The organism is Stenotrophomonas sp. NPDC077420, from assembly GCF_044543385.1.
In the GTDB taxonomy this organism is placed as follows: Bacteria; Pseudomonadota; Gammaproteobacteria; order Xanthomonadales; family Xanthomonadaceae; genus Stenotrophomonas.
This window is the reverse complement of record NZ_JBITVZ010000001.1, coordinates 90,801-113,086: the sequence shown is the minus strand read 5'-3', so window position 1 is coordinate 113,086 and position 22,286 is coordinate 90,801. Positions and strand designations below refer to the sequence as shown.

General features: G+C 67.5%; 22 protein-coding genes. 13 read left to right on the top strand and 9 right to left on the bottom strand.

Annotated elements, in window-relative coordinates; translation table 11 throughout:
• Nucleotides 1-68: 68 nt before the first annotated feature.
• The 5 genes from ACIGII_RS00470 to ACIGII_RS00450 form a co-directional block, all read right to left on the bottom strand.
• The gene (locus ACIGII_RS00470) at nt 69-962 is read right to left on the bottom strand and encodes an epimerase (protein ID WP_399637667.1); all 894 of its coding nucleotides are present in this window, start codon (nt 960-962) and stop codon (nt 69-71) included.
• 5 nt (nt 963-967) lie between these two features.
• Nucleotides 968-1,906, bottom strand: coding sequence for a 2-dehydropantoate 2-reductase (panE, locus tag ACIGII_RS00465; protein ID WP_399637665.1), 939 nt, complete (start codon nt 1,904-1,906; stop codon nt 968-970).
• A 142-nt stretch (nt 1,907-2,048) separates the two neighbouring features.
• Nucleotides 2,049-2,801, bottom strand: a complete 753-nt coding sequence (locus ACIGII_RS00460) for a DUF3800 domain-containing protein (RefSeq protein ID WP_399637664.1) — start codon at nt 2,799-2,801, stop codon at nt 2,049-2,051.
• Nucleotides 2,802-2,806: 5 nt separating this feature from the next.
• On the bottom strand, nt 2,807-3,607 hold the full coding sequence (locus ACIGII_RS00455) for an ABC transporter permease (protein ID WP_399637661.1): 801 nt from the start codon (nt 3,605-3,607) through the stop codon (nt 2,807-2,809).
• Nucleotides 3,604-4,563, bottom strand: a complete 960-nt coding sequence (locus tag ACIGII_RS00450; RefSeq protein WP_399637659.1) for an ABC transporter ATP-binding protein — start codon at nt 4,561-4,563, stop codon at nt 3,604-3,606. Before ACIGII_RS00450 ends, ACIGII_RS00455 begins: the two co-directional genes overlap by 4 nt.
• 105 nt (nt 4,564-4,668) lie before the next feature.
• Between ACIGII_RS00450 and ACIGII_RS00445 the strand changes: the two genes are divergently transcribed.
• The 4 genes from ACIGII_RS00445 (at nt 4,669) to ACIGII_RS00430 (ending at nt 9,538) form a co-directional block, all read left to right on the top strand.
• A complete protein-coding gene (locus tag ACIGII_RS00445; RefSeq protein ID WP_399637656.1) occupies nt 4,669-5,418 on the top strand; it encodes a ferredoxin--NADP reductase in 750 nt (249 codons plus the stop codon).
• 684 nt (nt 5,419-6,102) lie between these two features.
• On the top strand, nt 6,103-7,614 hold the full coding sequence (locus ACIGII_RS00440; RefSeq protein WP_399637655.1) for an alpha/beta hydrolase: 1,512 nt from the start codon (nt 6,103-6,105) through the stop codon (nt 7,612-7,614).
• A complete protein-coding gene (locus ACIGII_RS00435) occupies nt 7,611-8,357 on the top strand; it encodes an ATP-binding cassette domain-containing protein (protein WP_399637653.1) in 747 nt (248 codons plus the stop codon). Before ACIGII_RS00440 ends, ACIGII_RS00435 begins: the two co-directional genes overlap by 4 nt.
• Nucleotides 8,354-9,538 carry an ABC transporter permease gene (locus ACIGII_RS00430; RefSeq protein ID WP_399637650.1) on the top strand — a complete coding sequence of 395 codons (1,185 nt, stop codon included), beginning with the start codon at nt 8,354-8,356 and terminating at the stop codon, nt 9,536-9,538. The genes ACIGII_RS00435 and ACIGII_RS00430 overlap by 4 nt, the downstream gene beginning before the upstream one ends.
• 133 nt (nt 9,539-9,671) lie before the next feature.
• Here ACIGII_RS00430 and ACIGII_RS00425 read toward each other — a convergent pair whose 3' ends face one another.
• Both ACIGII_RS00425 and ACIGII_RS00420 read right to left on the bottom strand, forming a co-directional pair.
• Nucleotides 9,672-10,688, bottom strand: coding sequence for an energy transducer TonB (locus ACIGII_RS00425; protein WP_399637648.1), 1,017 nt, complete (start codon nt 10,686-10,688; stop codon nt 9,672-9,674).
• Between the two features lie 182 nt (nt 10,689-10,870).
• Nucleotides 10,871-11,500: a TIGR00645 family protein gene (locus tag ACIGII_RS00420; RefSeq protein ID WP_399637645.1), complete on the bottom strand. Its 630-nt coding sequence runs from the start codon at nt 11,498-11,500 to the stop codon at nt 10,871-10,873.
• 107 nt (nt 11,501-11,607) lie between these two features.
• Here ACIGII_RS00420 and ACIGII_RS00415 point away from each other — a divergent pair, with 107 nt between their 5' ends.
• The 3 genes from ACIGII_RS00415 to ACIGII_RS00405 all read left to right on the top strand — a co-directional run bounded on the left by ACIGII_RS00415 (nt 11,608) and on the right by ACIGII_RS00405 (nt 16,699).
• On the top strand, nt 11,608-12,297 hold the full coding sequence (locus ACIGII_RS00415; RefSeq protein ID WP_399637642.1) for a glutathione S-transferase N-terminal domain-containing protein: 690 nt from the start codon (nt 11,608-11,610) through the stop codon (nt 12,295-12,297).
• 220 nt (nt 12,298-12,517) lie between these two features.
• Nucleotides 12,518-14,746 (top strand): DPP IV N-terminal domain-containing protein, encoded by a 2,229-nt coding sequence (locus ACIGII_RS00410; RefSeq protein WP_399637639.1) that lies wholly within the window; start codon nt 12,518-12,520, stop codon nt 14,744-14,746.
• Between the two features lie 147 nt (nt 14,747-14,893).
• On the top strand, nt 14,894-16,699 hold the full coding sequence (locus tag ACIGII_RS00405) for a DUF885 domain-containing protein (protein ID WP_399637636.1): 1,806 nt from the start codon (nt 14,894-14,896) through the stop codon (nt 16,697-16,699).
• 135 nt (nt 16,700-16,834) lie between these two features.
• On the opposite strand, the gene ACIGII_RS00400 is transcribed toward ACIGII_RS00405, so the two are convergent.
• Complete coding sequence (locus ACIGII_RS00400) at nt 16,835-17,293, bottom strand: hypothetical protein (protein WP_399637633.1); 459 nt, start codon at nt 17,291-17,293, stop codon at nt 16,835-16,837.
• A gap of 200 nt (nt 17,294-17,493) precedes the next feature.
• Here ACIGII_RS00400 and ACIGII_RS00395 point away from each other — a divergent pair, with 200 nt between their 5' ends.
• From ACIGII_RS00395 to ACIGII_RS00380, 4 genes are all read left to right on the top strand, one after another.
• Nucleotides 17,494-17,742: a hypothetical protein gene (locus tag ACIGII_RS00395; RefSeq protein WP_145478760.1), complete on the top strand. Its 249-nt coding sequence runs from the start codon at nt 17,494-17,496 to the stop codon at nt 17,740-17,742.
• Between the two features lie 68 nt (nt 17,743-17,810).
• On the top strand, nt 17,811-18,728 hold the full coding sequence (locus ACIGII_RS00390) for a bestrophin family protein (RefSeq protein ID WP_399637630.1): 918 nt from the start codon (nt 17,811-17,813) through the stop codon (nt 18,726-18,728).
• 23 nt (nt 18,729-18,751) lie between these two features.
• The gene (gene hemB, locus ACIGII_RS00385; protein ID WP_399637629.1) at nt 18,752-19,741 is read left to right on the top strand and encodes a porphobilinogen synthase; all 990 of its coding nucleotides are present in this window, start codon (nt 18,752-18,754) and stop codon (nt 19,739-19,741) included.
• Between the two features lie 34 nt (nt 19,742-19,775).
• Nucleotides 19,776-20,045, top strand: a complete 270-nt coding sequence (locus tag ACIGII_RS00380; protein WP_399637627.1) for an SHOCT domain-containing protein — start codon at nt 19,776-19,778, stop codon at nt 20,043-20,045.
• 40 nt (nt 20,046-20,085) lie between these two features.
• Here the strand turns inward: ACIGII_RS00380 and ACIGII_RS00375 are convergent, their stop codons facing one another.
• Complete coding sequence (locus ACIGII_RS00375) at nt 20,086-20,952, bottom strand: TolB family protein (RefSeq protein WP_399637625.1); 867 nt, start codon at nt 20,950-20,952, stop codon at nt 20,086-20,088.
• Nucleotides 20,953-21,006: 54 nt separating this feature from the next.
• Between ACIGII_RS00375 and aroE the strand changes: the two genes are divergently transcribed.
• Together aroE and ACIGII_RS00365 are read left to right on the top strand one after the other, a co-directional pair.
• Entirely contained in the window at nt 21,007-21,849 is an 843-nt protein-coding gene (gene aroE / locus ACIGII_RS00370; protein ID WP_399637622.1) for a shikimate dehydrogenase, read from the top strand.
• The gene (locus tag ACIGII_RS00365) at nt 21,846-22,196 is read left to right on the top strand and encodes a hypothetical protein (protein ID WP_399637620.1); all 351 of its coding nucleotides are present in this window, start codon (nt 21,846-21,848) and stop codon (nt 22,194-22,196) included. The genes aroE and ACIGII_RS00365 overlap by 4 nt, the downstream gene beginning before the upstream one ends.
• Nucleotides 22,197-22,286 lie beyond the last annotated feature (90 nt).

Sequence of the window (22,286 nt, the reverse complement as noted above, 5' to 3'; positions counted from 1 at the left end):
GCCATGCGTGTCCGGACCGCCGACCCATCCGGCTTTCGCCGGCGTTCCCAGCCACGCCGGGCGTGGCTCTACGACGCGTCCTGCAGCCCTTCGCGGTATGTGGCGAACGTCGGCGTCCACCCCAACGCATCGCGCGTGCCGCGGCTGTCGATGCGCTTGTTGCTGGCGTAGAACCGCCGCAGCGCCGGGCTTACCGACGGATCGTCCCACGCCACCGCCGGCGGCATCGCAAACCCGCCCAGCTTCGCCGCGAACGCCAGTACCTCCTGCGGCGGGGCCGGCTCATCATCGGCGGGCAGATACAACGCCTCGCCCCGATGACCCATCGCCGCGACAACCACCGCCGCCAGGTCCTCCACGTGCAGGCGGTTGAACACCAACCCCGGCCTCACCACATGCCGCGCCCGCCCTTCCGCCAGCTGGACCAGCGCATTGCGCCCGGGCCCATAGATCGCGGGCAGCCGGAACACGGCAGACGCCACGCCCTTGTCACGCGCGAGCCCACGCCACTGCGCCTCGGCCAGCAAGCGCCGCCGGGCCGTGTCATCCACCGCATCGGGCACCGATGTCTCGTCGATCCAGCCGCCATCGCGGTCGGCGTACACGGCGGTGGAAGAGAGATAGCCGACCCAGCGCAGGGCAGGGCTCTCGCGCAGCGCCGTGCCCAGCAGCCGCAGCGCAGGATCACCGGCATCATCGGGCGGGATCGTACACAGCACCGCCTCCGCGCCAACAATCGCGTCCCGCAGCATGGTGCCGGGCTCTACTTGGCAAAGCCCCTCACCGCCCTGCGCCGCACCCGCCACCCACCGATGGCGGATCACCCCATCCTCCGGCGCTGCCGCAGGATCGCGAACCGTCCCGCTGCACGCTACGCCGTGCGACTGCAGCAACCGGGCAACGTGCCGGCCGCTGTATCCCAATCCCAAGACGAGCACGCGTGCCGGAAGCGCGCCGGTCATCCCGCTCATCCCGCGCGCTGGCGCTGGTAAGCCTGCAGGTGCGCGTATGCCACCGCCAGCAGCGGCGCCGCCTGGCCCGCCGCCCGCGCCCTTGCCAGCATGTCGCCGACGATCTGCTCGGCCTCCACCTGCTGGCCGGCTTCCAGATCGCGAAGCATCGAGGCTTTCAGCGCCGAACCTTCCTGGGTGAGGGCGCCCAGCGCAATCCCGCGTGCCTTTTCTGGAATCGGCTCACCCGCGGCCTCGGCCACCGCCAGGCATTCGTCGTACAGCCCGCGCACCACCGCTGCCCCCTCATCGGTGGCCACGATCGTGCCCACATCAGCGCGCATCAGGCAGGTCGCGGCGGCCAGTGCGGTCAGGAACGTGTACTTGATCCACTGCTCCTGCCCGATCGCATCGCTGGCCACATGGTCGACCCCGGCCTGCACGCACGCCGCCGCCAATGCCAGCACCCGCGCGCTGTTGCCGGGCGTGTCGCGCTCGCCGAAGGTCAGCTTGGCGGCAGGCGCCAGGTGCAGTACCGCACCGTCATCGGCCTTGGTGGCACTGATGAAGCACAGCCCGCCCAGCACCGCATCGCGGCCGAAGCGCGCGTCCAGCGCCGCGTAATGGTGCAGGCCGTTGAGGATCGGCAGCACGGTCGTGCGTGACGACACCGCCGGCGCAATCGCCTCGATCGAGCTGTCCAGGTCGTACGCCTTGCAGCTGAGGATCACCAGGTCGAACGGCTGCTCCGCCGCCAGCGCCGGCAGCGCATCGGCGGTGACGTGGGCTGCCGGGAAGGTTGCATCGCCCAACGGGCTGCGGATGACCAGCCCATCGCGATCCAGCTGCGCGGCGCGGGCAGGGCGGACCAGGAAGGTGACGTCCACGCCCGCCTGGGCCAGGCGGCCGCCGAAGTAACCGCCGGTGCCACCGGCGCCGAGGATCAGAATGCGCATTTCAAGCTCCAGGTCATTTCACGCTGAACAGGCAAGGGGGATTTTTAAGTACTTGGGCGTAAAACCCTGCTATCATTCAGGCTGGATCGGGGATTCCCGGTCGGCATAGGGCCTCGGCGGATTCGCCGGGGCCTTTTGTTTTCTAGGGAAAGCGTTTGAGGCCGTAGCCCAGGTAGCGACCCGAACCATCGCGATCGAGTTTGGCCTCGATGACGTCCCAGGCTCGGTTTGCCTGTTCTGGACGCAACTGCTGCAAACCAATCGGCCGGGCGATCAGGTCGGCCAATTGCAGGCCGATGGAGTTGTTCTTCTTGTCGGTGAGAACTGGTTCGAACGGCAGCTGGATGTTGCCGAAGTTGTCACCGCCACAAATTCTCCTGAAAGCCAGCTCCAGGTCCGCATCTTCGTTACGACCGCGTGATTCGCAAAGAACGTGGGTCAACAGCGGACCAGCATCGTCCGACGTCTGACCGAGTCGGCGAAGTGAGTGGAAGACCCTCTCAAGGCAGAAACGAAGCGAAAGCTCATACGGGCTCTCATTGCGGCGACGATGCTCTGCCAGTCTGCGCTTGTCGATAACAGCCGAGAAGATTGTCATGGGTGTCCGCTCCAGCACGTCAGTCAAAGCCTGGAGAAACGCCTGTTTACGAATGCGATCACGCAGAACCGAGCAAGGACCAAGATCCTTGCGGATCTCGCGCTCATGCAGGATGACCGCATCATGGCCAAACGTTGAGAATTTGAGCTGCTGCATCGCTGGCACTACAGTGCTCATGTAGTCCCGCTTGCTGATCAGACAGCAGGACAGCACGAACAACGGATACCCGTCGTCAATGCTGTCCATGCCATGGTCGCCACTCTCGTCTACAAAGACGATGTAGTCGCTGAACCGCATCGGACTCAGCTCCGCATTCCAACGCCACGCTTGAGCAGCCACAGCGCCAGCGCGGTCAGTACCACCACGAAGCCGATCATCAGCGCATACGCTACCCACAGCGGCACGTCGCTGGTGCCCAGCAGGCCGTAGCGGAAGGCGTTGACCATGTAGAAGATCGGGTTCGCGTGCGTGGCCGCTTCGGCCCAGGTCGGCAGCAGCTTCACCGAATAGAACACGCCGCCCAGGTAGGTCAGCGGGGTCAGGATGAAGGTCGGCACGATCGCCACGTCGTCGAACTTCTTGGCGTACACCGCATTGATGAAACCGGCCAGCGAGAAGATCGTCGCGCCCAGCAGCACCGTGGTCAGCGTCACCAGCGGGTGCGGAATGCGCACCGGGGTGAAGAACATCGCGATGATCAGCACGATGATGCCCACCATCAGCCCGCGCAGCACCGCACCGGCCACGTAGCCCCACAGGATCACCCAGTTCGGCATCGGGCTCACCAGCAGCTCTTCCACATGGCGGCCAAACTTCGCGCCGAAGAACGAGGAACTGATGTTGCCGTAGCTGTTCTGGATCACGCTCATCATCACCAGGCCGGGCACGATGAACTGCATGTAGCTGTAGCCGCCCATCTCGCCCACGCGCGAGCCGATCAGCCCGCCGAAGATCAGGAAGTACAGCGTCATCGTGATCGCCGGCGGCACCAGCGTCTGGCCCCAGATGCGCAGGATGCGCGCCACTTCGCGGCGCACGATGGTCATCAGCGCGATCCGGTTGCGTTGGCCGTCGGTGATGACCGGGGTCGGGGTGCTGCTCATGCCGCATTCTCCTGGTTGCCGGTGAGGCGCACGAACAGCTCCTCCAGGCGGTTGCTCTTGGTCCGCATCGAACGCACCCGGATCCCGGCCGCGTTCAGCGCCGCGAACACCCGGTTGAGGTCCATCGCGCGCGGCATGTCCACGTCCAGCGTGTGCCCGTCGATGGCGGTGATGGTGGTGCCTTCGATCACCGGCAGCTGCGCCGGCAGCTCACCGTCGATATCGAACAGGAAGCCCTCCACGTCCAGCTTGGCCAGCAGCTCGCGCATCGGCCCCTGGGTCACGATCTGGCCGTGGTTGATGATGGCCAGGTTCCGGCACAGGTGCTCGGCCTCTTCCAGGTAGTGCGTGGTCAGGATGATCGTGGTGCCGGCCGCGTTGATCTCCTTGAGTACCCGCCACATGTCGCGGCGGATCTCGATGTCCACGCCGGCGGTGGGCTCGTCCAGGATCAGCAGGCGCGGGCGGGTCATCATCGCCCGGGCGATCATCAGCCGGCGCTTCATGCCGCCGGACAGCGTGCGGCTCATCACCTGCGCCTTTTCCCACAGGTGGGCGCGCTTGAGCTCCACTTCGGCCATCTTTTCGGCCTCCTCGCGCGCCACGCCATAGAAGCCGGCGTAGTTCACCAGGATGTCGAAGGGCTTCTCGAACAGGTTGAAGTTGATCTCCTGGGGAACCAGGCCGATCAGGCGCATGGTGGCGCTGCGGCTGCGCACCAGGTCGCTGCCGAACACCTCCACCTGGCCCTCGCTCAGGTTCACCAGCGAGCTGATGATGCCGATCAGGGTGGACTTGCCGGCCCCGTTGGGGCCCAGCAGCGCGAAGAAGTCGCCCGGGGCAACGTCCAGCGAAACCCCTTTCAGGGCCTGGGTGCCGTTGTCATAGGTCTTGCGGAGGTCGCGCACCCGCAGGGCGGGGGCGGTACTGGTCGCGGGAGTGTTCTGGGATGCCAAGCTCTTGCCTTCGCGCCCAAGGGTCGGCGCTGGATAGGGGCGGGGGAGCGGCTATTATAGAAGGCCCCGAGGGTTTGCCCCGGCTACACACTGTTTCCCAAATTCGTGCCTGTTCAATTCCCCCTCAAGCTGATCGACCGGCGCATGCTGGCCCCCACCGTCGGCCACTACCAGTTCCTGCGTGATGACGGCCAACCGCTGGATTTCCAGCCCGGACAGTTCATCCAGGTCCATTTCGAGTACGCCGACGGCACTGCCACCAAGCGCAGCTACTCCCTGGCCACGATCCACGACCACGCCATGGCCCCCGGCGAAGCCGTTGATATTGCAGTCAGTTTCGTGCCCGGCGGGGCCGCCACCGCCCTGTTCGAGGGTCTGGACATCGGCGGCCACGTGACCGCCAGCGGCCCGTTCGGCCGGTTCTGCCTGATGCCGGGCGACCACAACGCCCGCTACCTGCTCATCGCCACCGGCACCGGGGTCACCCCGTACCGCTCCATGCTGCCGCTGCTGGCCACCGCCATGGCCGGGCGCGGGGTGGACGTGGTGCTGCTGCAGGGCGCCCGGACCCCGGACGAGCTGCTCTACAGCGACGACTTCTACGCCTTCGCCGCGGCCCACCCGGGCTTCCGCTACGTGCCGTGCCTGTCCCGCGAGCTGCCCGCCAACCCGCACCCGGACGTCCGCCACGGCTACGTGCAGCAGCACCTGGCCGAATTCGCCCCGAACCCGGCTACCGACATCGCCTACCTGTGCGGCAACCCGGACATGGTCGACGCCACCTTCGAGGCGCTGAAGGAGGCCGGCCTGCCGACCCCCCAGGTGCGCCGCGAGAAGTACGTCAGCAGCAAATAGTGAAGGGCTTTGCCCGGTAACCGACCGACCCGACCTGTCCGGTTCCCACAAGCGCCGGAACTGTGAAGGCCATCTTTTGCCGCGATACTGGGCGCGTGTAAACTTTGCACTACGGATGTCCCGACCCGGTTAAAGGGGCATTGGCCGCCACGGAAGTGGTCCCACCAAGAGTGGTCAAGAGAGTCCGGCCCGCTTCACGCTTCAGCAGATGCCCGCCAAAAGCGGGCATTTTGCTTTTCACACCTTCAGCAGAAGACTCAGCAGGCTTGTTCTCTCAGCTGTTGCGAGGATCCCCTCAACATTGTCACGGCGATACGCGCTTTCCACGAAAAGCCTGACGTCTGCACCGCCCGTGACCTTTCGCTCAACGCGAAAGTACATCACGTAGTGGCCCGAGGGGTGACTCCTCCTCACCGCGAAATGGTTCCTGCGCCTGGTTGTATAGCAGCTGCGTTCATCGAGATGGAGGAGGGGCTCAGGCAGTGACTTGCCCAGTTCCCAACGGAATGGGCAGAACACACGCGGGTCACCAGGCCTCACATCCCATCGGTAAATATGATCAGGATTGAATCCTGCAAGCTTCGTGGCATCCGACAGCTGATTGCCCAGGCCCCCTTCGGTCACATCCAGCATGCCCGTCCGTCATGGCATGCTGAGACCCTTCACTCAAGGACGTGACCGAGCATGCAACGTGCGATCCGACCCATCGCCACCGGCGCAGCCCTGCTGCTGCTGGCGGCCTGCCAGCCCACCCCGGAAGCGCCGCCCGAGGGCGCGCAGCGCCAGTACGGCCAGCTGACCTTCAAGCCCTGCACCCTCACCAGCGCCCAGGCCAGCAGCAACGTGGAAGCCGAATGCACCACGTTGCAGGTGCCGGAGAACCCGGACGCTCCCGGCGGACGCACGATCGGCCTGAACATCGCGCTGCTGGATACCGTCAACGAGGGCGAAGGCAAGCGCGACCCGGTGTTCTTCCTGGCCGGCGGGCCGGGCCAGTCGGCCACGCAGGTGGCGGCCATCATCAACCAGTCGCTGCGCGACGTACGCAAGAAGCGCGACATCATCCTGGTGGACCAGCGCGGCACCGGAAAATCCAACCCACTCAGCTGCGTGGATGCCGACGGCAAGGAGCTTTCGTTCGACGAGAACGCGGCGGCCACGCCCGAGGTGATCGCAGAGTTCGCCACCCGCTGCGCTGCTGCGCTGGCTGACCCTGCCGACACCCGCTTCTACACCACCACCCAGGCCATTGGTGACCTGGACGCGGTGCGTGCTGCGCTGGGCGTGGACAAGATCAACCTGGTCGGCGGTTCCTACGGTACCCGGGTGGCCCAGCAGTACGCTGCGCGCTTCCCGGAGCACACCCGTACGGTGGTGATCGACGGGGTGGCGCCGAACGACCTGGCGGTGGGCGGCGATTTCGCCAACACCTTCGAATCGGCGATCGAGCTGCAATCCGCCCAGTGCCGCAAGGACCCGGCCTGCGCCAAGCGCTTCCCGGTCGATACCCGCACCCAGCTGCGCAACGTCATGACCACCCTGGCCAAGGCCCCGGTGGAGGTGGAGTACCGTGACCCGGGCACCGCTGCGGTGCGCCGCGACCCGATCAGCGCCAACACGGTGACCAGCCTGGCCTTCATGTTCTCGTACATGCCGGAACTGTCCTCGCTGCTGCCGGTGGTGCTGGACGAAGCCGCGCAGGGCCGTTATGCGCCGCTGATGTCGCTCAACAGCCTGGCCACCCGCAACATGGCCGGGCAGATGAACCAGGGCATGCAGTGGTCGGTAATCTGCGCCGAAGACGCCGACCGCTACCAGGAAGCCCCGGCCGGCGACCGCCTGCTCGGCCCGGAAGTGGCACGCATGTTCTTCGCCGCGTGCCCGGTGTGGAACGTGGGCTCGCGCCCGAAGAACTTCACCGCGCCGTTGAGCACCAACGTGCCGGTGCTGCTGCTGTCGGGCGAGTTCGACCCGGTCACCCCGCCGCGCTACGCCGAACAGGTGCTCAAGCACCTGCCCAATGGCCGCCACATCGTGGCGAGGGGCCAAGGCCATGGCACCCTCGGCGCCGGCTGCATGCCGCGCCTGCTGGCGCAGTTCATGGACAGCACCGATGCCAAGGCGCTCGACGCCACCTGCCTGGATACCCTCGCCCCGGTGCCGGCCTTCACCTCGTTCAACGGATGGGCACCATGATCGTCGCCGAGAACCTGCATAAAGCGTTCAAGACCAAGGCCGGCCTGATCAAGGCGGTGGACAACGTCAGCTTCCAGGCTGACGACGGTCGCATCACCGGCCTGCTGGGCCCCAACGGTGCCGGCAAGACCACCACCATGCGGATGCTCTACACGCTGATGACGCCGGACCAGGGCCGGGTGCTGGTGGATCGCCTGGACGCCGCCACCCACGCGGTGGACGTGCGCCGCCGCCTGGCGGTGCTGCCCGACGCGCGTGGTGTGTACAAGCGGCTGACCGCGCGCGAGAACATCGCCTACTTCGGCGAACTGCACGGCATGAAGGCCGCGCAGATCCGCGAACGCACCAAGGTGCTGTCCAGGGCGCTGGACATGGACGACATCCTGGACCGCCAGACCGACGGTTTCTCGCAGGGCCAGCGCACCAAGACCGCCATCGCGCGGGCGCTGGTGCACGACCCGCGCAACGTGATCCTGGACGAGCCCACCAACGGCCTGGACGTGATGACCACCCGTGCGCTGCGCGGCTTCCTGCGCGAGCTGCGCAACGAGGGCCGCTGCGTGATCTTCTCCAGCCACATCATGCAGGAGGTGGCGGCGCTGTGCGACAGCATCGTGGTCATCGCCAAGGGCACGGTGATGGCGGCGGGAACGGCCGATGAGCTGCGTGCGCAGACCGGCGAAGCAAACCTGGAAGATGCCTTCGTGAAAGCGATCGGCGATGAAGAAGGACTGCACGCATGAGCGCGTTTGCCACGATGTTGACCGTGTTGCGCAAGGAACTGCGCGATCTCTCGCGTGACCGCCGTACCCTGGCGCTCACCCTGCTGCTCGGGCCGTTGCTGTACCCGATCCTGATCCTGGGCATGGGCAAGCTGTCCGAAAGCCGGTTCAAGACCCAGATCGACAAGCCGCTGGAGATTCCCACCATCGGCCGCGAGCACGCCCCCAACTTGGTGCGCTTCCTGGCCTCGCAGGGACTCAACGCGGTGGACCCGCCGGAGGACCTGACCGCGGAGATCCGTGACCAGAAGATCGACATCGCCCTGCGCATCAGCCCGGACTTCGGCAAGGACTGGGCCGAAGGGCGGCCCGCCCTGGTGGAGATCGTGCAGGACAGCACCCGCCGCGATGCCGACATTCCCACCGCACGCCTGAAGGCGGCACTGGGCGGTTACAGCCAGCAGGTCGGGTCACTGCGACTGCTGGCGCGCGGCATCGACGCGCAGGTGGCGCGCCCGCTGGACGTGGCCACCCAGGACCTGGCCACGGCCGAAGCCAAGCGCGGGGTGATGCTGTCGCTGCTGCTGCCGGTGCTGCTCACCATCACGTCCTTCCTGGGCGGTGCCTACCTGGTGATGGACACCACCGCTGGCGAACGTGAGCGGCAGTCGCTGGAGCCGTTGCTGGCCACCCCGGCCAGGCGCAGCGCCATTGTCAGCGGCAAGATCGCCGCTGCCTGCGTGGTGGGCGTGGTGTCGCTGCTGCTGACCCTGCTGGCGTTCAAGCTCAGTGCGCAGCTCTCCACCGGCGCAGCGGCGCGGCAGCTCAACATGGGGCTGTTGTCGATGCTGCAGATGCTGTTCGTGATGACGCCGATCCTGTTCATCGGCACCTCGCTGCTGACCTTCCTGTCAGCAGCGGCCAAAAGCATGAAGGAGGCGCAGAGCCACATGACCTGGCTGATGCTGCTGCCGATGCTGCCCGGGTACGCCCTGATGGTGTACCCGGTGAAGAGTGCGCTGTGGCAGCTGGCGGTGCCGTTCCTGGCCCAGAACCAGATGCTGCTGAAGATCATCCGCCACGAACCGATCAGCGCGCAGATGTGGGCGGTGTACCTGGGGGCGGGGTTCGGCCTGGCGGCACTGTTGTGGTTCGCGGCCGTACGCCGGTACCACCAGGAGCGGCTGGCGATTTCGGGCTGATGTTCCCGGGGGCGATGTACCGACCCACGGTCGGTACCTACCGCCGCAAACCGGTAGGTATCGACCGTTGGTCGATACGCACGCAAAAAAAAACCCCCGGATCGCTCCGGGGGTTTTTTTCAACGCAAACCGATCAACCGCCCGGCGCGAACGCCAGCGTGCGGCGGGTGGTGGTCGGCGCCGCTACCGGCTCGAACTTCCACTTCTTCACCGCGCCCAGTGCTTCGCGGTCGAAGATGCGGGCCGGGGTAGCGCGCAGCACGCGCGCATTGGTGACCGAACCGTCGGTGCCCACGGTGATTTCCACCAGCACTTCGCCCGAGGTGCCGGCGCGCAGGGCGTCAGGAGGGTAGCGCGGGGCCGGGGTGCTGATCGGGCGCAGGGTGGCGGCGGCCGTCGCCGCAGCGGCCGGCTGGCGGGCAGCGGCGGCCTGGGCGGCGGCAGCGGCCTGCTGGCGCTGTTCGGCTTCGCGGCGCGCCGCGGCCTGGCGTTCGCCGTCCTGGCGCTCGCTTTCGCGGCGTGCGGCATCCTGCTGCGCGGCGATCTGCTTGGCCGCTTCGGCCTCGCTGGCCTGCTGCTGGCGCTGCTGGTCTGCCAGCTGCTTGGCCTTGTTCTCGGCGTCCTTCTTGACCTTGTCGGTCTCTTCCTCGGTCCGCGTCAGCGCGGTTTCCATGCCCTTGGTGATGCCGCTCTTCAGGCGCGGCAGGGCCGGTGCGGTGGGGTCCACCTTCTCGATCAGCGCCACCAGGCGCTGGCCTTCGGCGAAGTCCTCGCGGGCCAGGCTCTGTTCGGCGGCGATCAGGGTGTACGGCTGCAGGTCGGTCAGCGCGCTCTTGATCGAGGCGTCGTCAGGGGTCTTCTCGCGCAGCGCCAGGTAGTACTCCATGGCGTTGTCGCCAGCCGGGGCGTACATGCGGTTCTCGCGCAGCGCCTTGCTGGCCAGGTCACGCAGTTCTTCCGGACCCTTCGACTGGACCTCGGCCGAAACGGCCGGGGCCGGCGGCGTGGCAGCGGGCGCAGCAGCGGTTGGTGCGGCCGGCGTGGTCGTGGCCGGTGCGGATTCATCCTTGCCCGAGCAGGCGGCCAGAGCCACCACCAGGGTCAGCGGCACCAGCAGGCGCGCCTTGGCGTTCGTGTTGACGTGCGACATCCAACTCCCCTTTGAAGAACGACGATACGTAAGGCCTGATGCGGTCAGGCCGACCGAGGGCCCGGGACGATTCCCAGCGTCCGGGCCGTGCAGCAGGTGCTAAATCTAGCATCCCCGCGCGCCGCTGGGGGCGGCCGGTGGGGCAGGGGGGGCGCCAGCCGCGGCGCCGCCCCGCGGGCCGGTCAGTGGGCCAGGGCTTTGCTCGGGGTGTGGGACATCAGCTTGTCGGTGTAGGCGATGCCGATCGCCGACAGGATGAAGGCGCCATGGATGATGGTCTGCCACATCACGCCGGTGCCGGTCATGGTGGTGCACACCAGGGTGGCGTCCGGACCGTACTTGGCCACCATGTCCGCAGCAGCGGCGTAGTAGGCCTCGGTCCTGCACAGCGGCACGCCGTCCAGGTTGCCCGCGCCGATGAAGGTCTTGAGCAGGTGGATCGAGGAGATGCCGATGATCGACAGGGCCAGCTTCACCTTCAGTACGCTGGCATTGACGTGGCTCAGCCACTCCGGCTGGTCCGGGTGGTTTTCCAGGCGCAGGCGCGAAACGAAGGTTTCGTAGCCGCCCACGATGACCATCACCAGCAGGTTGGAGATCATCACCACGTCGATCAGGCCCAGCACCAGCAGCATGATTTCCTGCTCGCCCATGCTGTTGGCCTTGTGCAGCAGGTGCCACAGCTCCTTGCCGAACAGGAACACGTAGACGCACTGGGCCAGGATCAGGCCCAGGTACAGCGGCAGCTGCAGCCAGCGCGAGGCGAAGATCAGGGACGACAGGGGGCTGATGGGCTTTTCGGTCGAGCTCATGCTGGGATGCTGCGTTGCGGGGGACGCCGCAGAGTAGCGGGCCGGCATGACCCTGCCAAGCCAGCTGACGCACTAGACTCGGGATTCCTGACCCGCTGGGTCCTGTCATGATCGATCTGTATTACTGGCCTACCCCGAACGGCCACAAAGTCACCCTGTTGCTGGAAGAGCTGGGCCTGCCGTACACCATCAAACCGGTGAACATCGGCAGCGGCGACCAGTTCAAGCCTGAATTCCTCGCCATTTCCCCCAACAACAAGATGCCCGCGCTGGTCGACCACCAGCCCACCGACGGGGGCGCGCCGCAGAGCGTGTTCGAATCCGGCGCGATCCTGCTGTACCTGGCCGAGAAGACGGGGAAATTCCTGCCGGCCGACACCCGCGGCCGGGTCGCGGTGCTGGAATGGCTGTTCTGGCAGATGGCCGGCCTGGGCCCGATGAGCGGCCAGATGGGCCATTTCAATGTGTATGCGCCGGAGCAGATTCCGTACGCCATCGAGCGCTACGGCAATGAAGTGCGCCGCCTGCACGGGGTGATGGACAAGCGCCTGGCCAGCAGCGCCTATCTGGGCGGCGATGATTACAGCATTGCCGACATGGCCAGCTACCCGTGGATCGGCGCGTACGACAAGCTGCCGCCCGATTTCGCCGCGTTCCCCAACCTGAAGCGCTGGCATGACGCCATTGCCGCGCGCCCGGCGACCCAGCGCGCCTACGCCCTCAAGCACAAAGTGAACCCGGACGCCGGCAAGCCCCTGAGCGACGAAGAGCGCAAGCACCTGTTCGGCCAGCGTTGACGGTAGAGCCGACTGTCAGTCGGCTTCCCCGACGGTAGAGCCGACTGTCAGTCGGCTTCCCACCGAAGCACGTACAACGGCAGCGCCCGCGCCAACGGCAGCCGACTGACAGTCGGCTCTACCACGGGCCATCCGCGCCATCCGCGGGTTTTGGTTACGATGGTCCGCTCCCCTCCGCTTCCAGCGGGGGGAGAACGCCCAGCCGCCGCCGGAAGATTCCATGCGCCACCTCGTAGCCTCGCTCGCCCTCATGCTCGCCTCGACCACCCTCGCCCACGCCGAAAAGCTCACCCTGGATGCCATCACCGGCCCGCTGCCGCTGTCCGGCCCGACCCTGATGAAGCCCAAGGTGGCGCCGGACGGCTCGCGCGTGAGCTTCCTGCGCGGCAAGGACGCCGACCGCAACCAGCTCGACCTGTGGGCCTATGACATCGCCAGCGGCCAGACCCGCCTGCTGGTGGATTCCAAGGTAGTGCTGCCGGGCGACGAAACCCTGAGCGATGCCGAAAAGGCGCGCCGTGAACGCCAGCGCATTGCCGCCATGACCGGCATCGTCGATTACCAGTGGTCGCCCGGTGCCCACACCCTGCTGTTCCCGCTGGGCGGCGAACTGTACCTGTACGACCTGGGCAAGCAGGGCAAGGCCGCCGTGCGCCAGCTCACCCACGGCGAAGGCTTCGCCACCGACGCGAAGCTGTCGCCGAAGGGCGGGTTCGTCAGCTTCGTGCGCGAACGCAACCTGTGGGTGATCGACCTGGCCAGCGGCAAGCAGGTCCAGCTCACCCGCGACGGCAGCGACACCATCGGCAATGGCGTGGCCGAATTCGTCGCCGATGAGGAAATGGACCGCCACACCGGTTACTGGTGGGCGCCGGACGATTCGGCCATCGCCTTCGCCCGCATCGACGAGTCGCCGGTGCCGGTGCAGAAGCGCTATGAGATGTACGCCGACCGCACCGAGATGATCGAGCAGCGCTACCCGGCCGCCGGCGACCACAACGTCACCGTCAAGCTCGGGGTGATCGCGCCGCGTGCCGATGCCGCACCGCGCTGGGTCGATCTGGGCCGCAATCCGGACATCTACCTGGCCCGCGTGGACTGGCGCGACCCGCGGCAGCTGACCTTCCAGCGCCAGTCGCGCGACCAGAAAACCCTGGACCTCATCCAGGCCGACCTGCAGAGCGGCACACAGCGCACGCTGGTGACGGAAACCTCGCCGACCTGGGTGCCGCTGCACAACAGCCTGCATTTCCTCACCCAGGGCGGCTTCCTGTGGTCGTCCGAGCGCAGCGGCTTCCAGCACCTGTACCGCGTGTCCGATGACGGCAAGACCGTGACCGCGCTGACCAGCGGCAACTGGCCGGTGGACGAACTGCTGGCGGTGGACGAAGCCGCCGGCAAGGTCTACTTCCGTGCCGGTGTGGAGTCTTCGCGCGAAAGCCAGATCTACGCCGTGCCGCTGCAGGGCGGGCCGCTGCAGCGGCTGTCGCAGGCACCGGGCATGCACAGCGCCAGCTTCGCGAAGAACGCCAGCGTGTACGTGGACAGCTGGTCCAACACCACCACGCCGCCGCAGATCGCGCTGCACCGTGCCAATGGCGAAAAGATCGCCACGCTGGTGGAAAACAACCTGGACGATCCCAGCCACCCGTACGCGCGCTACCTGGATGCGCAGCGTCCGGTGGAGTTCGGCACCCTCACCGCGGCCGACGGCCGGACCGCGCTGAACTACAGCCTGATCAAGCCCGCCGGCTTCGACCCGGCCAAGCGCTACCCGGTAGCGGTGTACGTGTATGGCGGCCCGGCCAGCCAGACCGTCACCGACAGCTGGCCCGGCCGTGGCGACCACCTGTTCAACCAGTACCTGGCCCAGCAGGGCTATGTGGTGTTCTCGCTGGATAACCGCGGCACCCCGCGCCGCGGCCGCGATTTCGGCGGCGCGCTGTACGGCGTGCAGGGTACGGTGGAAGTGGCCGACCAGCTCAAGGGCGTGGCATGGCTCAAGCAGCAGCCGTGGGTGGACCCGGCGCGCATCGGCGTGCAGGGCTGGTCCAACGGGGGGTACATGACCCTGATGCTGCTGGCCAAGGCCTCGGATCAGTACGCCTGCGGCGTGGCCGGCGCGCCGGTGACCGACTGGGGCCTGTACGACACCCATTACACCGAGCGCTACATGGACCTGCCGGCGCGCAACGCCAAGGGCTATGAAGAAGCGCGGGTGCTGGCCCACATCGACGGCCTGCGCTCGCGCCTGCTGCTGATCCACGGCATGGCCGACGACAACGTGCTGTTCACCAATTCCACCGAGTTGATGAGTGCGCTGCAGAAGCGCGGCCAGCCCTTTGAGCTGATGACCTATCCGGGCGCCAAGCATGGCCTGTCGGGCAGCAACGCACTGCACCGCTACCGCCTGGCCGAGGATTTCCTGGGCCGCTGCCTCAAGCCGTAACGCACGCCTCCGGGAGCCCCACCTGGCGCTGTACGTGCCGGTGGGGCGCGGGCGGGGCCCCACCGGGCAGCGGCCATGACCTCCGGCCGATTGCCGCTGCCTCCCCGAGTGCGTAGGGTCGCAGGCACCCGCCCACTGGAGTCCTGCATGAAGCCGCTTGCCCTTGCCGTCGCGTTGGCCCTTTCCGTTCCCGCCGCGCTCAGTGCGCCGCCGGCCTTCGCTGCCGCTCCTGCTGCCACCAAGGCCCCGGCCAGTGCGGCCTGGGTGACCCGCAGCAACGAACTGGCGCAGATCCTGCTCGACGCGCAGGGCCCGTTCCAGCCGGAAGAGACCGGCTTCTTCGGCGTGCCCGGCTACGACGACAAGGTGGCCGATTTCGGGCCGGACAACGCCAAGCGCTACCGCGCCGCGATGGCCAAGGCGCGCGACCAGCTCAAGGCCAAGCTGGCCACCGAGCGCGACCCGAACGTGCGCCAGGACCTGGCGATCATGATCGCCGCCGCCGACGAGAACATCGAAGGCAGCGAACTCAACGAGAAGTACCTGCTGCCGTGGAGCGATACCCCGCAGACGGTGTTCAGCGGCATCAATCTGCTGCTGTCCGACCAGGTGCCGGCCGAGCGCCGCGCCAAGGCGCTGGATCGCCTGAAGGCCTATGCCGGCCTGGCCCCGGGCAGCACCGCCATCACCACGCTGTCGCGCCAGCGCTATGAAGAGCGCCTGGCCGACAAGACCCTGCTGCAGCCGACGAAGATCGAAGTCGAGCAGTCGCTGGCCAACGTCGATACCTACATCACCGGCATCGAAAAGCTGTTCGACAAGTACAAGGTCGCCGGCGCCGACGAAGCGCTGAAGGCCATCGCCACCCAGCTGCGCGAGTACCGCGACTGGACGAAGAGCGAGGTGCTGCCCAAGGCACGTGCCGATGCGCGCCTGCCCGAACCGCTGTATGCGTTCCAGCTCAAGCGCGTGGGCATCGACATCGACCCCAAGCTGCTGATGCAGCGGGCGCAGCTGGAATTCATGGAAACCCGCTCGGCGATGCGCCAGCTGGCGCCGCTGGTGGTGAAGGCCAAGGGCCTGAAGGTGGCCGACCCGACCGACCCGGTGGCGGTGATCCGCGCGCTGAAGGGCGACAAGATCGCCAACGACCAGCTGGAGCACCACTACCGCGGCGTGATCGATGCGATCGACCCGATCATCCGTGCCCAGAAGATCGTGGACGTGCCACAGCGCCCGATGCAGATGCGGCTGGGCTCGGCCGCCGAAAGCGCGGCCTCGCCGGCCCCGCACTTCCTGCCGGCGCCGCTGGTGGGCAACACCGGCCAGCAGGGCACCTTCGTGCTGCCGCTGGGCAACCCGGCCGCCGGCGACACGGCCGCGCAGTACGACGACTTCAATTTCGGTTCGGCCGCGTGGACGCTGAGCGCGCACGAGGGCCGCCCGGGCCATGAGCTGCAGTTCACCGCGATGGTGGAGCGCGGCGTGTCGCTGGCGCGCACCATGTTCGCGTTCAATTCGGTCAACGTGGAAGGCTGGGCGCTGTATGCCGAAGCGGAAATGGTGCCGTATGAGCCGCTGGACGGGCAGCTGATCGCCCTGCAGTTCCGCCTGCTGCGCGCCGCGCGCGCGATGCTTGATCCGATGCTCAACCTGGGCCTGATCGACCGGGCCAAGGCCGAGCGCGTGCTGATCGACGAAGTGGGCCTGTCGCAGGCGATGGCCACCCAGGAACTGGACCGTTACATGGTGCGGTCGCCGGGCCAGGCGGGCAGCTACTTCTACGGCTACACCCGGATCCTGGAACTGCGCATGCAGACCGAGCTGGCCCTCGGCGAGAAGTTTGACCGCCTGGCGTTCAACAACTTCCTGCTCGACCAGGGCCTGCTGCCGCCGGACCAGCTGGCCAAGGCGGTCAACGAGGTCTTCATTCCGCGGTACAAGGCAAAGTAATCACCTCCGCGTGGGCCACGACCAACGGTCGTGGCCTACCGACCGTGGTCGTATGTACGCCCCGGCGAATCACATGTACGTTCCGGCGGAACATGGACGCTTTGGTAGGTCACGACCGTTGGTCGTGACCCGCTTTCACCGGGTCGGCGTGATCGTCTGCACCGGCAGGCGGTCCGCCGGTGGCGGGTTGGGAACCCAGATTGCCACCCCCGCCGCACGCCGCTGCGTGGTCGGGATGCCGATCCCCACGCCGCCGCCGCTGTGCGAGCCGTAACTGCCGCCGCCCACCGACAGGCCGCCACCGGAACTGCTCGAGGCCACGCCCATCAGGATCACGCCGTTGGCGCCCAGTGCGGCCGCTTCCTTCTTCAACCGCGCCACGGCTGCATCGGTCTGGCCCTGGGTGCCAAAGCCCACCGCGCTGGACGATTCGAGCTGGGCGATTTCAATCGAGCCCGGCGGCGGGGTCGAATAGATCTGCACCAGTGCCGGGTCGGTAGGCGGGCGGGTCTGGCCCAGCATCACCCGGGACGTGTTCGCGCAGCCGGTCATCACCAGCAGCACGCCGAGCAGCGGAAGGATTCGAATGTTCATGGGTCCACCCCTTGTACGGCCTGGTCGGCCTGCGCCTGGATCATCCGGGCTGGCCGCTGAATCGGTGCCAACCTGTTCCGGCGCACGGTAACACCGGGGGGGTGAGCCCGCCGCATCGCGTTCTTGCCACCACCATCACGCGCCGCAGGCGGCGCTGTCGCTACCCTGCGGCCAGCATTTTCAGGCAAGGGGAACGGGGCATGGGATTGATCAGTCTGCTATGGGGCGTGCTGGCACTGTTGTGGATGATCCTGGCGCTGATACCGCTGCTGGGCTGGGGCAACTGGTTCCTGATCCCGTTCGCTGCCGTTGGCGCGGTGATCGGCGCCCTGGGCATCCTGTTCACCCACCCCACCAAGCGCGGCCGCGCCTGGACCGGGCTGCTGCTCAACGCCGTGGTGGTCGTAGTGGGGATCGTGCGCCTGTCGCTGGGCGGCGGGGTCATCTGACGGGCCCGGTGCGACGCAGGGTCGCAGGGGCGGAGGGGGGGAAGCCAAGGGCGTAGAATGGCCGCCCGATGATCATTCGTCCCCGCCCCCACGGCTGGCAGCTGCTGTACATCCTGCGCGGCTCCATCGTGCCCGCCATCGCGCCCAAGGTGGCCGCCATCTTCGTGCTGGCCCTTGCCGTGGCGGCCTTCACCGAACTGGCCCACCCGCCGGGGATCGAACGGGTGTCGGTCGCGCCGTTCACGCTGCTGGGCCTGGTGCTGTCGATCTTCCTGAGCTTCCGCAACAACGCCTGCTTCGACCGCTGGTGGGAAGGGCGCAAGCTGTGGGGCCAGCTCATCTATGAGTCGCGCAGCCTGGCGCGGCTGTGCAGCACGCTGCTGGCCGGACAGCCGGCGCGCGCCGACCGCATCTGCCGCCTGGCCATCGCCTTCGCGCATGCACTGGCTGCGCGGCTGCGCGGGCAGGACGCCGCGCTGGCCGGACTGCCCTGGGTGCCCGAGACCGACCGCGCGCGCTACGCGCAACGCCAGAACGTGCCGGACCAGCTGCTGGCGATGATCGCGGTGGAAACCACCGCCGCGCTGCACGCCGGCGAGATCGACAGCATCCTGTATGCCCAGTTCGAGACCCGCCTGCATGCGCTGTCCAGCATCCAGGCCGGCTGCGAACGCATCCTGCTGACCCCGCTGCCGTTTGCCTACACCCTGCTGCTGCACCGCTGCGCGTGGATGTTCTGCGTGCTGCTGCCGTTCGGCCTGGCCAGTTCGCTGGGCTGGGCCACGCCTGTGGTGTCGGCGGTGCTGGCCTATGCCTTCTTCGGCCTGGACCAGCTGGGCGAGGAAATGGAAGAACCGTTCGGGCTGGAGCCCAACGACCTGCCGCTGGATGCGATGGTGCGCACCATCGAAATCGACCTGCTCGACAGCCTGGGCGTGCGCCCGCTGCCGGAACCCCTGCAACCGCAGCGCTACCTGCTGCAGTAACCGAATACCGTCTGGAGCATCCCATGGCCCACCCCGACTACCGCCCCCGCCGCATGCGCCACGACGAGTTCTCGCGTCGCCTGATGCGCGAGAACACGCTGACCACCGACGACCTGATCTACCCGGTGTTCGTGCACGACCTGGCCGGGCGCGCGCCGGTCGCTTCGATGCCGGGCGTGGAGCGCCTGTCCATCGATGAACTGCTGAAAGTGGCCGAAGAAGCGCTGGAGCTGGGCATTCCGGTGATCGACCTGTTCCCGGTAATCGACCCGGCCGGCAAGAGCCTGGATGCGGCCGCCGCGTGGGACGAGGACGGCCTGGCGCAGCGGGCCATCCGCGCGCTGAAGTCGCGCTTCCCCGAGCTGGGGGTGATGACCGACGTGGCGCTGGATCCGTACACCACCCACGGCCAGGACGGGATCATCGACGAGAAGGGCTACGTGCTCAACGACATCACCGTGGCCGCGCTGGTCAAGCAGTCGCTCTCGCACGCCGAAGCCGGCGTGGACATCATTTCGCCGTCGGACATGATGGACGGCCGCATCGGCGCGATCCGCCGCGCGCTGGACGCCCAGAACCACGTCAACGTGCGCATCATGGCCTATTCGGCCAAGTACGCCTCGGCGTTCTACGGCCCGTTCCGCGACGCGGTAGGCAGCTCGGCCAGCCTCGGCAAGGCCGACAAGAAGACCTACCAGATGGACCCGGCCAACGGCGACGAGGCCATGCGCGAGATCGCGCTGGACCTGGAAGAGGGCGCGGACATGGTCATGGTCAAGCCGGGCATGCCCTATCTGGACCTGGTGCGGCGGGTGAAGCAGCAGTTCGGCGTGCCGACCTTCGCCTATCAGGTCAGTGGCGAGTACGCGATGATGAAGGCGGCCTTCGCCAATGGCTGGCTGGACGAACGCGCCTGCGTGCTGGAGTCGCTGATCGGCTTCAAGCGGGCCGGTGCCGATGGCGTGCTGACCTATTTCGCACCGCAGGTGGCGCGTTGGCTGCGCGAACGCTGACAATACGCGTCAACACGCAGACAGGGCAAAGACGATGCAGACGATGGGATGGGTGCAGTGGCTGACCTGGGGCACCGGGGTCACCGTATTCGCGGTGGTGATCGGCCTGATCATCCGCAGCGCGGTGCGCGCCGCCCGGCGCGCGCCGGAACAGCCGTCGGCCGCCGCGCGTCTGGCCCGCGAAGCCAACCTGTCGCCTGCGGTGCAGGCCCAACTGGCCGCGCTGAACCAGCGCAAGGACAATGGCGAGATCAGCGAAGCCGAGTACGAACAGCAGCGCGCCGCGCTGCTGCGCGCGCACTGAAGGGAAAAGCGTACCGACCAACGGTCGGTACCTGCCATCCTTACCGGCAGCCAGCCACCGCGGGTGTGCGCAACCTGTACAGATCCAACCCGCCGGCCTTCGGCGACGTTGCCTGCCCGGCCACCACCAGCTCGCTGGGCTTGGACGCATCCACCACCGGCGCTCCGGTTTGTCCGTCGGCGGTATTGAAGCTCAACCCCAGCGGTTCGGCCGGCGTGCGGTAATCGCAGCCCACGACCCACACCTGCGAATGGCCGCCTGACACCCGGGTCAGTACCAGCGCCCCCTGATTGCCCAGCCAGTCGCCGCCCAGCTCATCCATGGCGCTGTTGAGCGGCGCCGGCAGAGGCGTAGCGGTAGCGAAGCCTCGTCCCTCTGCGGTCGACACGAACAGGTCGAACCCGCCCTGGGTACCCTTGCCATCGCGGGCGAACAACAGCACCTGCCCATCCGGCCGCAGCGCCGGGCGTCGCTCATCGGCCGCCGTGTTGACCGTCGCCGGCAGTGCCTGCACCGGACCGACGCTGCCATCCCCCTGGACCATCACCCGGTACAGGTCGTACCCACCGCGCCCGCCGTCCCGGTTGGAGGCAAAGTACAGCCAGGCACCGTCGTGGCTGAAGAACGGATCGACTTCATCGCTGGCGCCGTTGAGCGCCAGCGGTGCCGGATCCTGCCAGCGCCCATCGCGCAGCCGGGCCTGCCACAGGTCCCAACCGCCCGCGCCGCCGGTCCGGTCGCTGGCCCACACGATCCGCTGGCCGTCCGGCGAAAGGGTGGCCTGGGCGTCATTGGCCCTGGTCGACACCACCCCCATGCCTTCGATGCCGAACTCGGAAAGCGCCATCGCGCCCGGTGCGGAGAGTAAACTCAGGCTCAGCGCGAGCAGAGACAAGGGAGTGCGCATAGTCGCTTCCATTGGGGTTTGCGTTTCTATCCAGGCCCGGAGTTTAAGACACCCATGACCGCCCGTTACGCCGTATTCGGCCAGCCCATCGCCCACTCGCAGTCGCCGCACATCCATGCCGCGTTCGCCCGCCAGGAGGGCATCGCGCTGGACTACCGCGCCATTGAAGCGGCGCCGGCCGATTTTCCGGCGGCGCTGGAGGCGTTCGCCGCCGACGGTGGCGTCGGCGCCAACGTCACCGCGCCGCTGAAGGAAATCGCCTTCGGCTTGTGCAGAACGTTCACCTCGCGCGCCAAGCTGGCCGGCTCTGTCAACACGCTGCTGCGCAAGGGCGACTACTGGCACGGCGACACCACCGACGGCGTGGGACTGGTGCGTGACCTTACCGACCGCCACGGCCTGGACCTGCGCGGCCGCCGCGTGCTGCTGCTCGGCGCGGGCGGCTCGGCGCGCAGCGTGGGCCCGGCGTTGCTGGATGCCGGCATCCGCGAACTGGTGGTGGTCAACCGTACCCCCGAGCGTGCCGACCAGCTGAGCGACGCGATCGGCGAGCCCGGCCGCGTGCTCACCCGCTACTGGGAAGACATGCACGAGCTGGGCGACTTCGAACTGATCGTCAACGCCACCTCGGCCGGCCGTGACCGCAGCGTGGAATTCGAACTGCCACTGTCGCTGGTCAACAGCATGACCACCGCCGTGGACCTGAACTACGGCGAGGCCGCCATCGCCTTCCTGGCCTGGGCCCGCGCCGCACAGTGCCGCAACATGGTCGACGGCCTGGGCATGCTGGTCGAGCAGGCTGCCACCAGCTTCCAGCAGTGGCATGAAGTGCGCCCGGACACCGATCCGGTCTACGCCGAGCTACGCGCGAAGAACGCGCTGGCGGGTGAAGAGTGAGCCCGGACCTGCTGCTCAGCCTGCTGGGCATGGCCGCGCTGCGCCTGCCGGTGCTGATCGCACTGGCCGTGTCGCTGGTCTGGGTGGTGGATGCCCCGCGCGGCACCATCCGCAGCGTGGCGCTGTGGTCGCTGGCGCTGTTGCTGCTGGCCAGCCTGGCGGGGCTGGCGCTCAACATCGTGCCGACCTGGCTGGTCCAGCGTGGCGAGTACGGCAACGTGCAGATGCTGTCGTGGCTGCTGCGCGGCGGCCACTTCCTCATCGGCCTGGTCGATGCGCTGGGCACGGTGCTGCTGGTCTGGGCGATGACCCGCGCGCTGCGCAACCGCACCGCCCCGGCGGCCTGACCAGGCGACCCCGGTCACGGAACTGAACCGGCGCGGCAAAATCCGCGCCGGCCGCAGGCCCCGGGCATGAGAAAATACCCGCCTGATCCA

Excerpts from the sequence above, each read along its gene's own strand:
- ACIGII_RS00425 (WP_399637648.1), bottom strand. The coding sequence starts at position 10,688 with ATGTCGCACGTCAACACGAACGCCAAGGCGCGCCTGCTGGTGCCGCTG.
- ACIGII_RS00380 (WP_399637627.1), top strand. The coding sequence starts at position 19,776 with ATGCAGACGATGGGATGGGTGCAGTGGCTGACCTGGGGCACCGGGGTC.
- ACIGII_RS00390 (WP_399637630.1), top strand. The coding sequence starts at position 17,811 with ATGATCATTCGTCCCCGCCCCCACGGCTGGCAGCTGCTGTACATCCTG.
- ACIGII_RS00460 (WP_399637664.1), bottom strand. The coding sequence starts at position 2,801 with ATGCGGTTCAGCGACTACATCGTCTTTGTAGACGAGAGTGGCGACCAT.
- aroE (WP_399637622.1), top strand. The coding sequence starts at position 21,007 with ATGACCGCCCGTTACGCCGTATTCGGCCAGCCCATCGCCCACTCGCAG.
- ACIGII_RS00410 (WP_399637639.1), top strand. The coding sequence starts at position 12,518 with ATGCGCCACCTCGTAGCCTCGCTCGCCCTCATGCTCGCCTCGACCACC.
- ACIGII_RS00415 (WP_399637642.1), top strand. The coding sequence starts at position 11,608 with ATGATCGATCTGTATTACTGGCCTACCCCGAACGGCCACAAAGTCACC.
- ACIGII_RS00395 (WP_145478760.1), top strand. The coding sequence starts at position 17,494 with ATGGGATTGATCAGTCTGCTATGGGGCGTGCTGGCACTGTTGTGGATG.
- panE (WP_399637665.1), bottom strand. The coding sequence starts at position 1,906 with ATGCGCATTCTGATCCTCGGCGCCGGTGGCACCGGCGGTTACTTCGGC.
- ACIGII_RS00405 (WP_399637636.1), top strand. The coding sequence starts at position 14,894 with ATGAAGCCGCTTGCCCTTGCCGTCGCGTTGGCCCTTTCCGTTCCCGCC.
- ACIGII_RS00470 (WP_399637667.1), bottom strand. The coding sequence starts at position 962 with ATGACCGGCGCGCTTCCGGCACGCGTGCTCGTCTTGGGATTGGGATAC.
- ACIGII_RS00455 (WP_399637661.1), bottom strand. The coding sequence starts at position 3,607 with ATGAGCAGCACCCCGACCCCGGTCATCACCGACGGCCAACGCAACCGG.
- ACIGII_RS00400 (WP_399637633.1), bottom strand. The coding sequence starts at position 17,293 with ATGAACATTCGAATCCTTCCGCTGCTCGGCGTGCTGCTGGTGATGACC.
- ACIGII_RS00375 (WP_399637625.1), bottom strand. The coding sequence starts at position 20,952 with ATGCGCACTCCCTTGTCTCTGCTCGCGCTGAGCCTGAGTTTACTCTCC.
- ACIGII_RS00435 (WP_399637653.1), top strand. The coding sequence starts at position 7,611 with ATGATCGTCGCCGAGAACCTGCATAAAGCGTTCAAGACCAAGGCCGGC.
- hemB (WP_399637629.1), top strand. The coding sequence starts at position 18,752 with ATGGCCCACCCCGACTACCGCCCCCGCCGCATGCGCCACGACGAGTTC.
- ACIGII_RS00440 (WP_399637655.1), top strand. The coding sequence starts at position 6,103 with ATGCAACGTGCGATCCGACCCATCGCCACCGGCGCAGCCCTGCTGCTG.
- ACIGII_RS00430 (WP_399637650.1), top strand. The coding sequence starts at position 8,354 with ATGAGCGCGTTTGCCACGATGTTGACCGTGTTGCGCAAGGAACTGCGC.
- ACIGII_RS00420 (WP_399637645.1), bottom strand. The coding sequence starts at position 11,500 with ATGAGCTCGACCGAAAAGCCCATCAGCCCCCTGTCGTCCCTGATCTTC.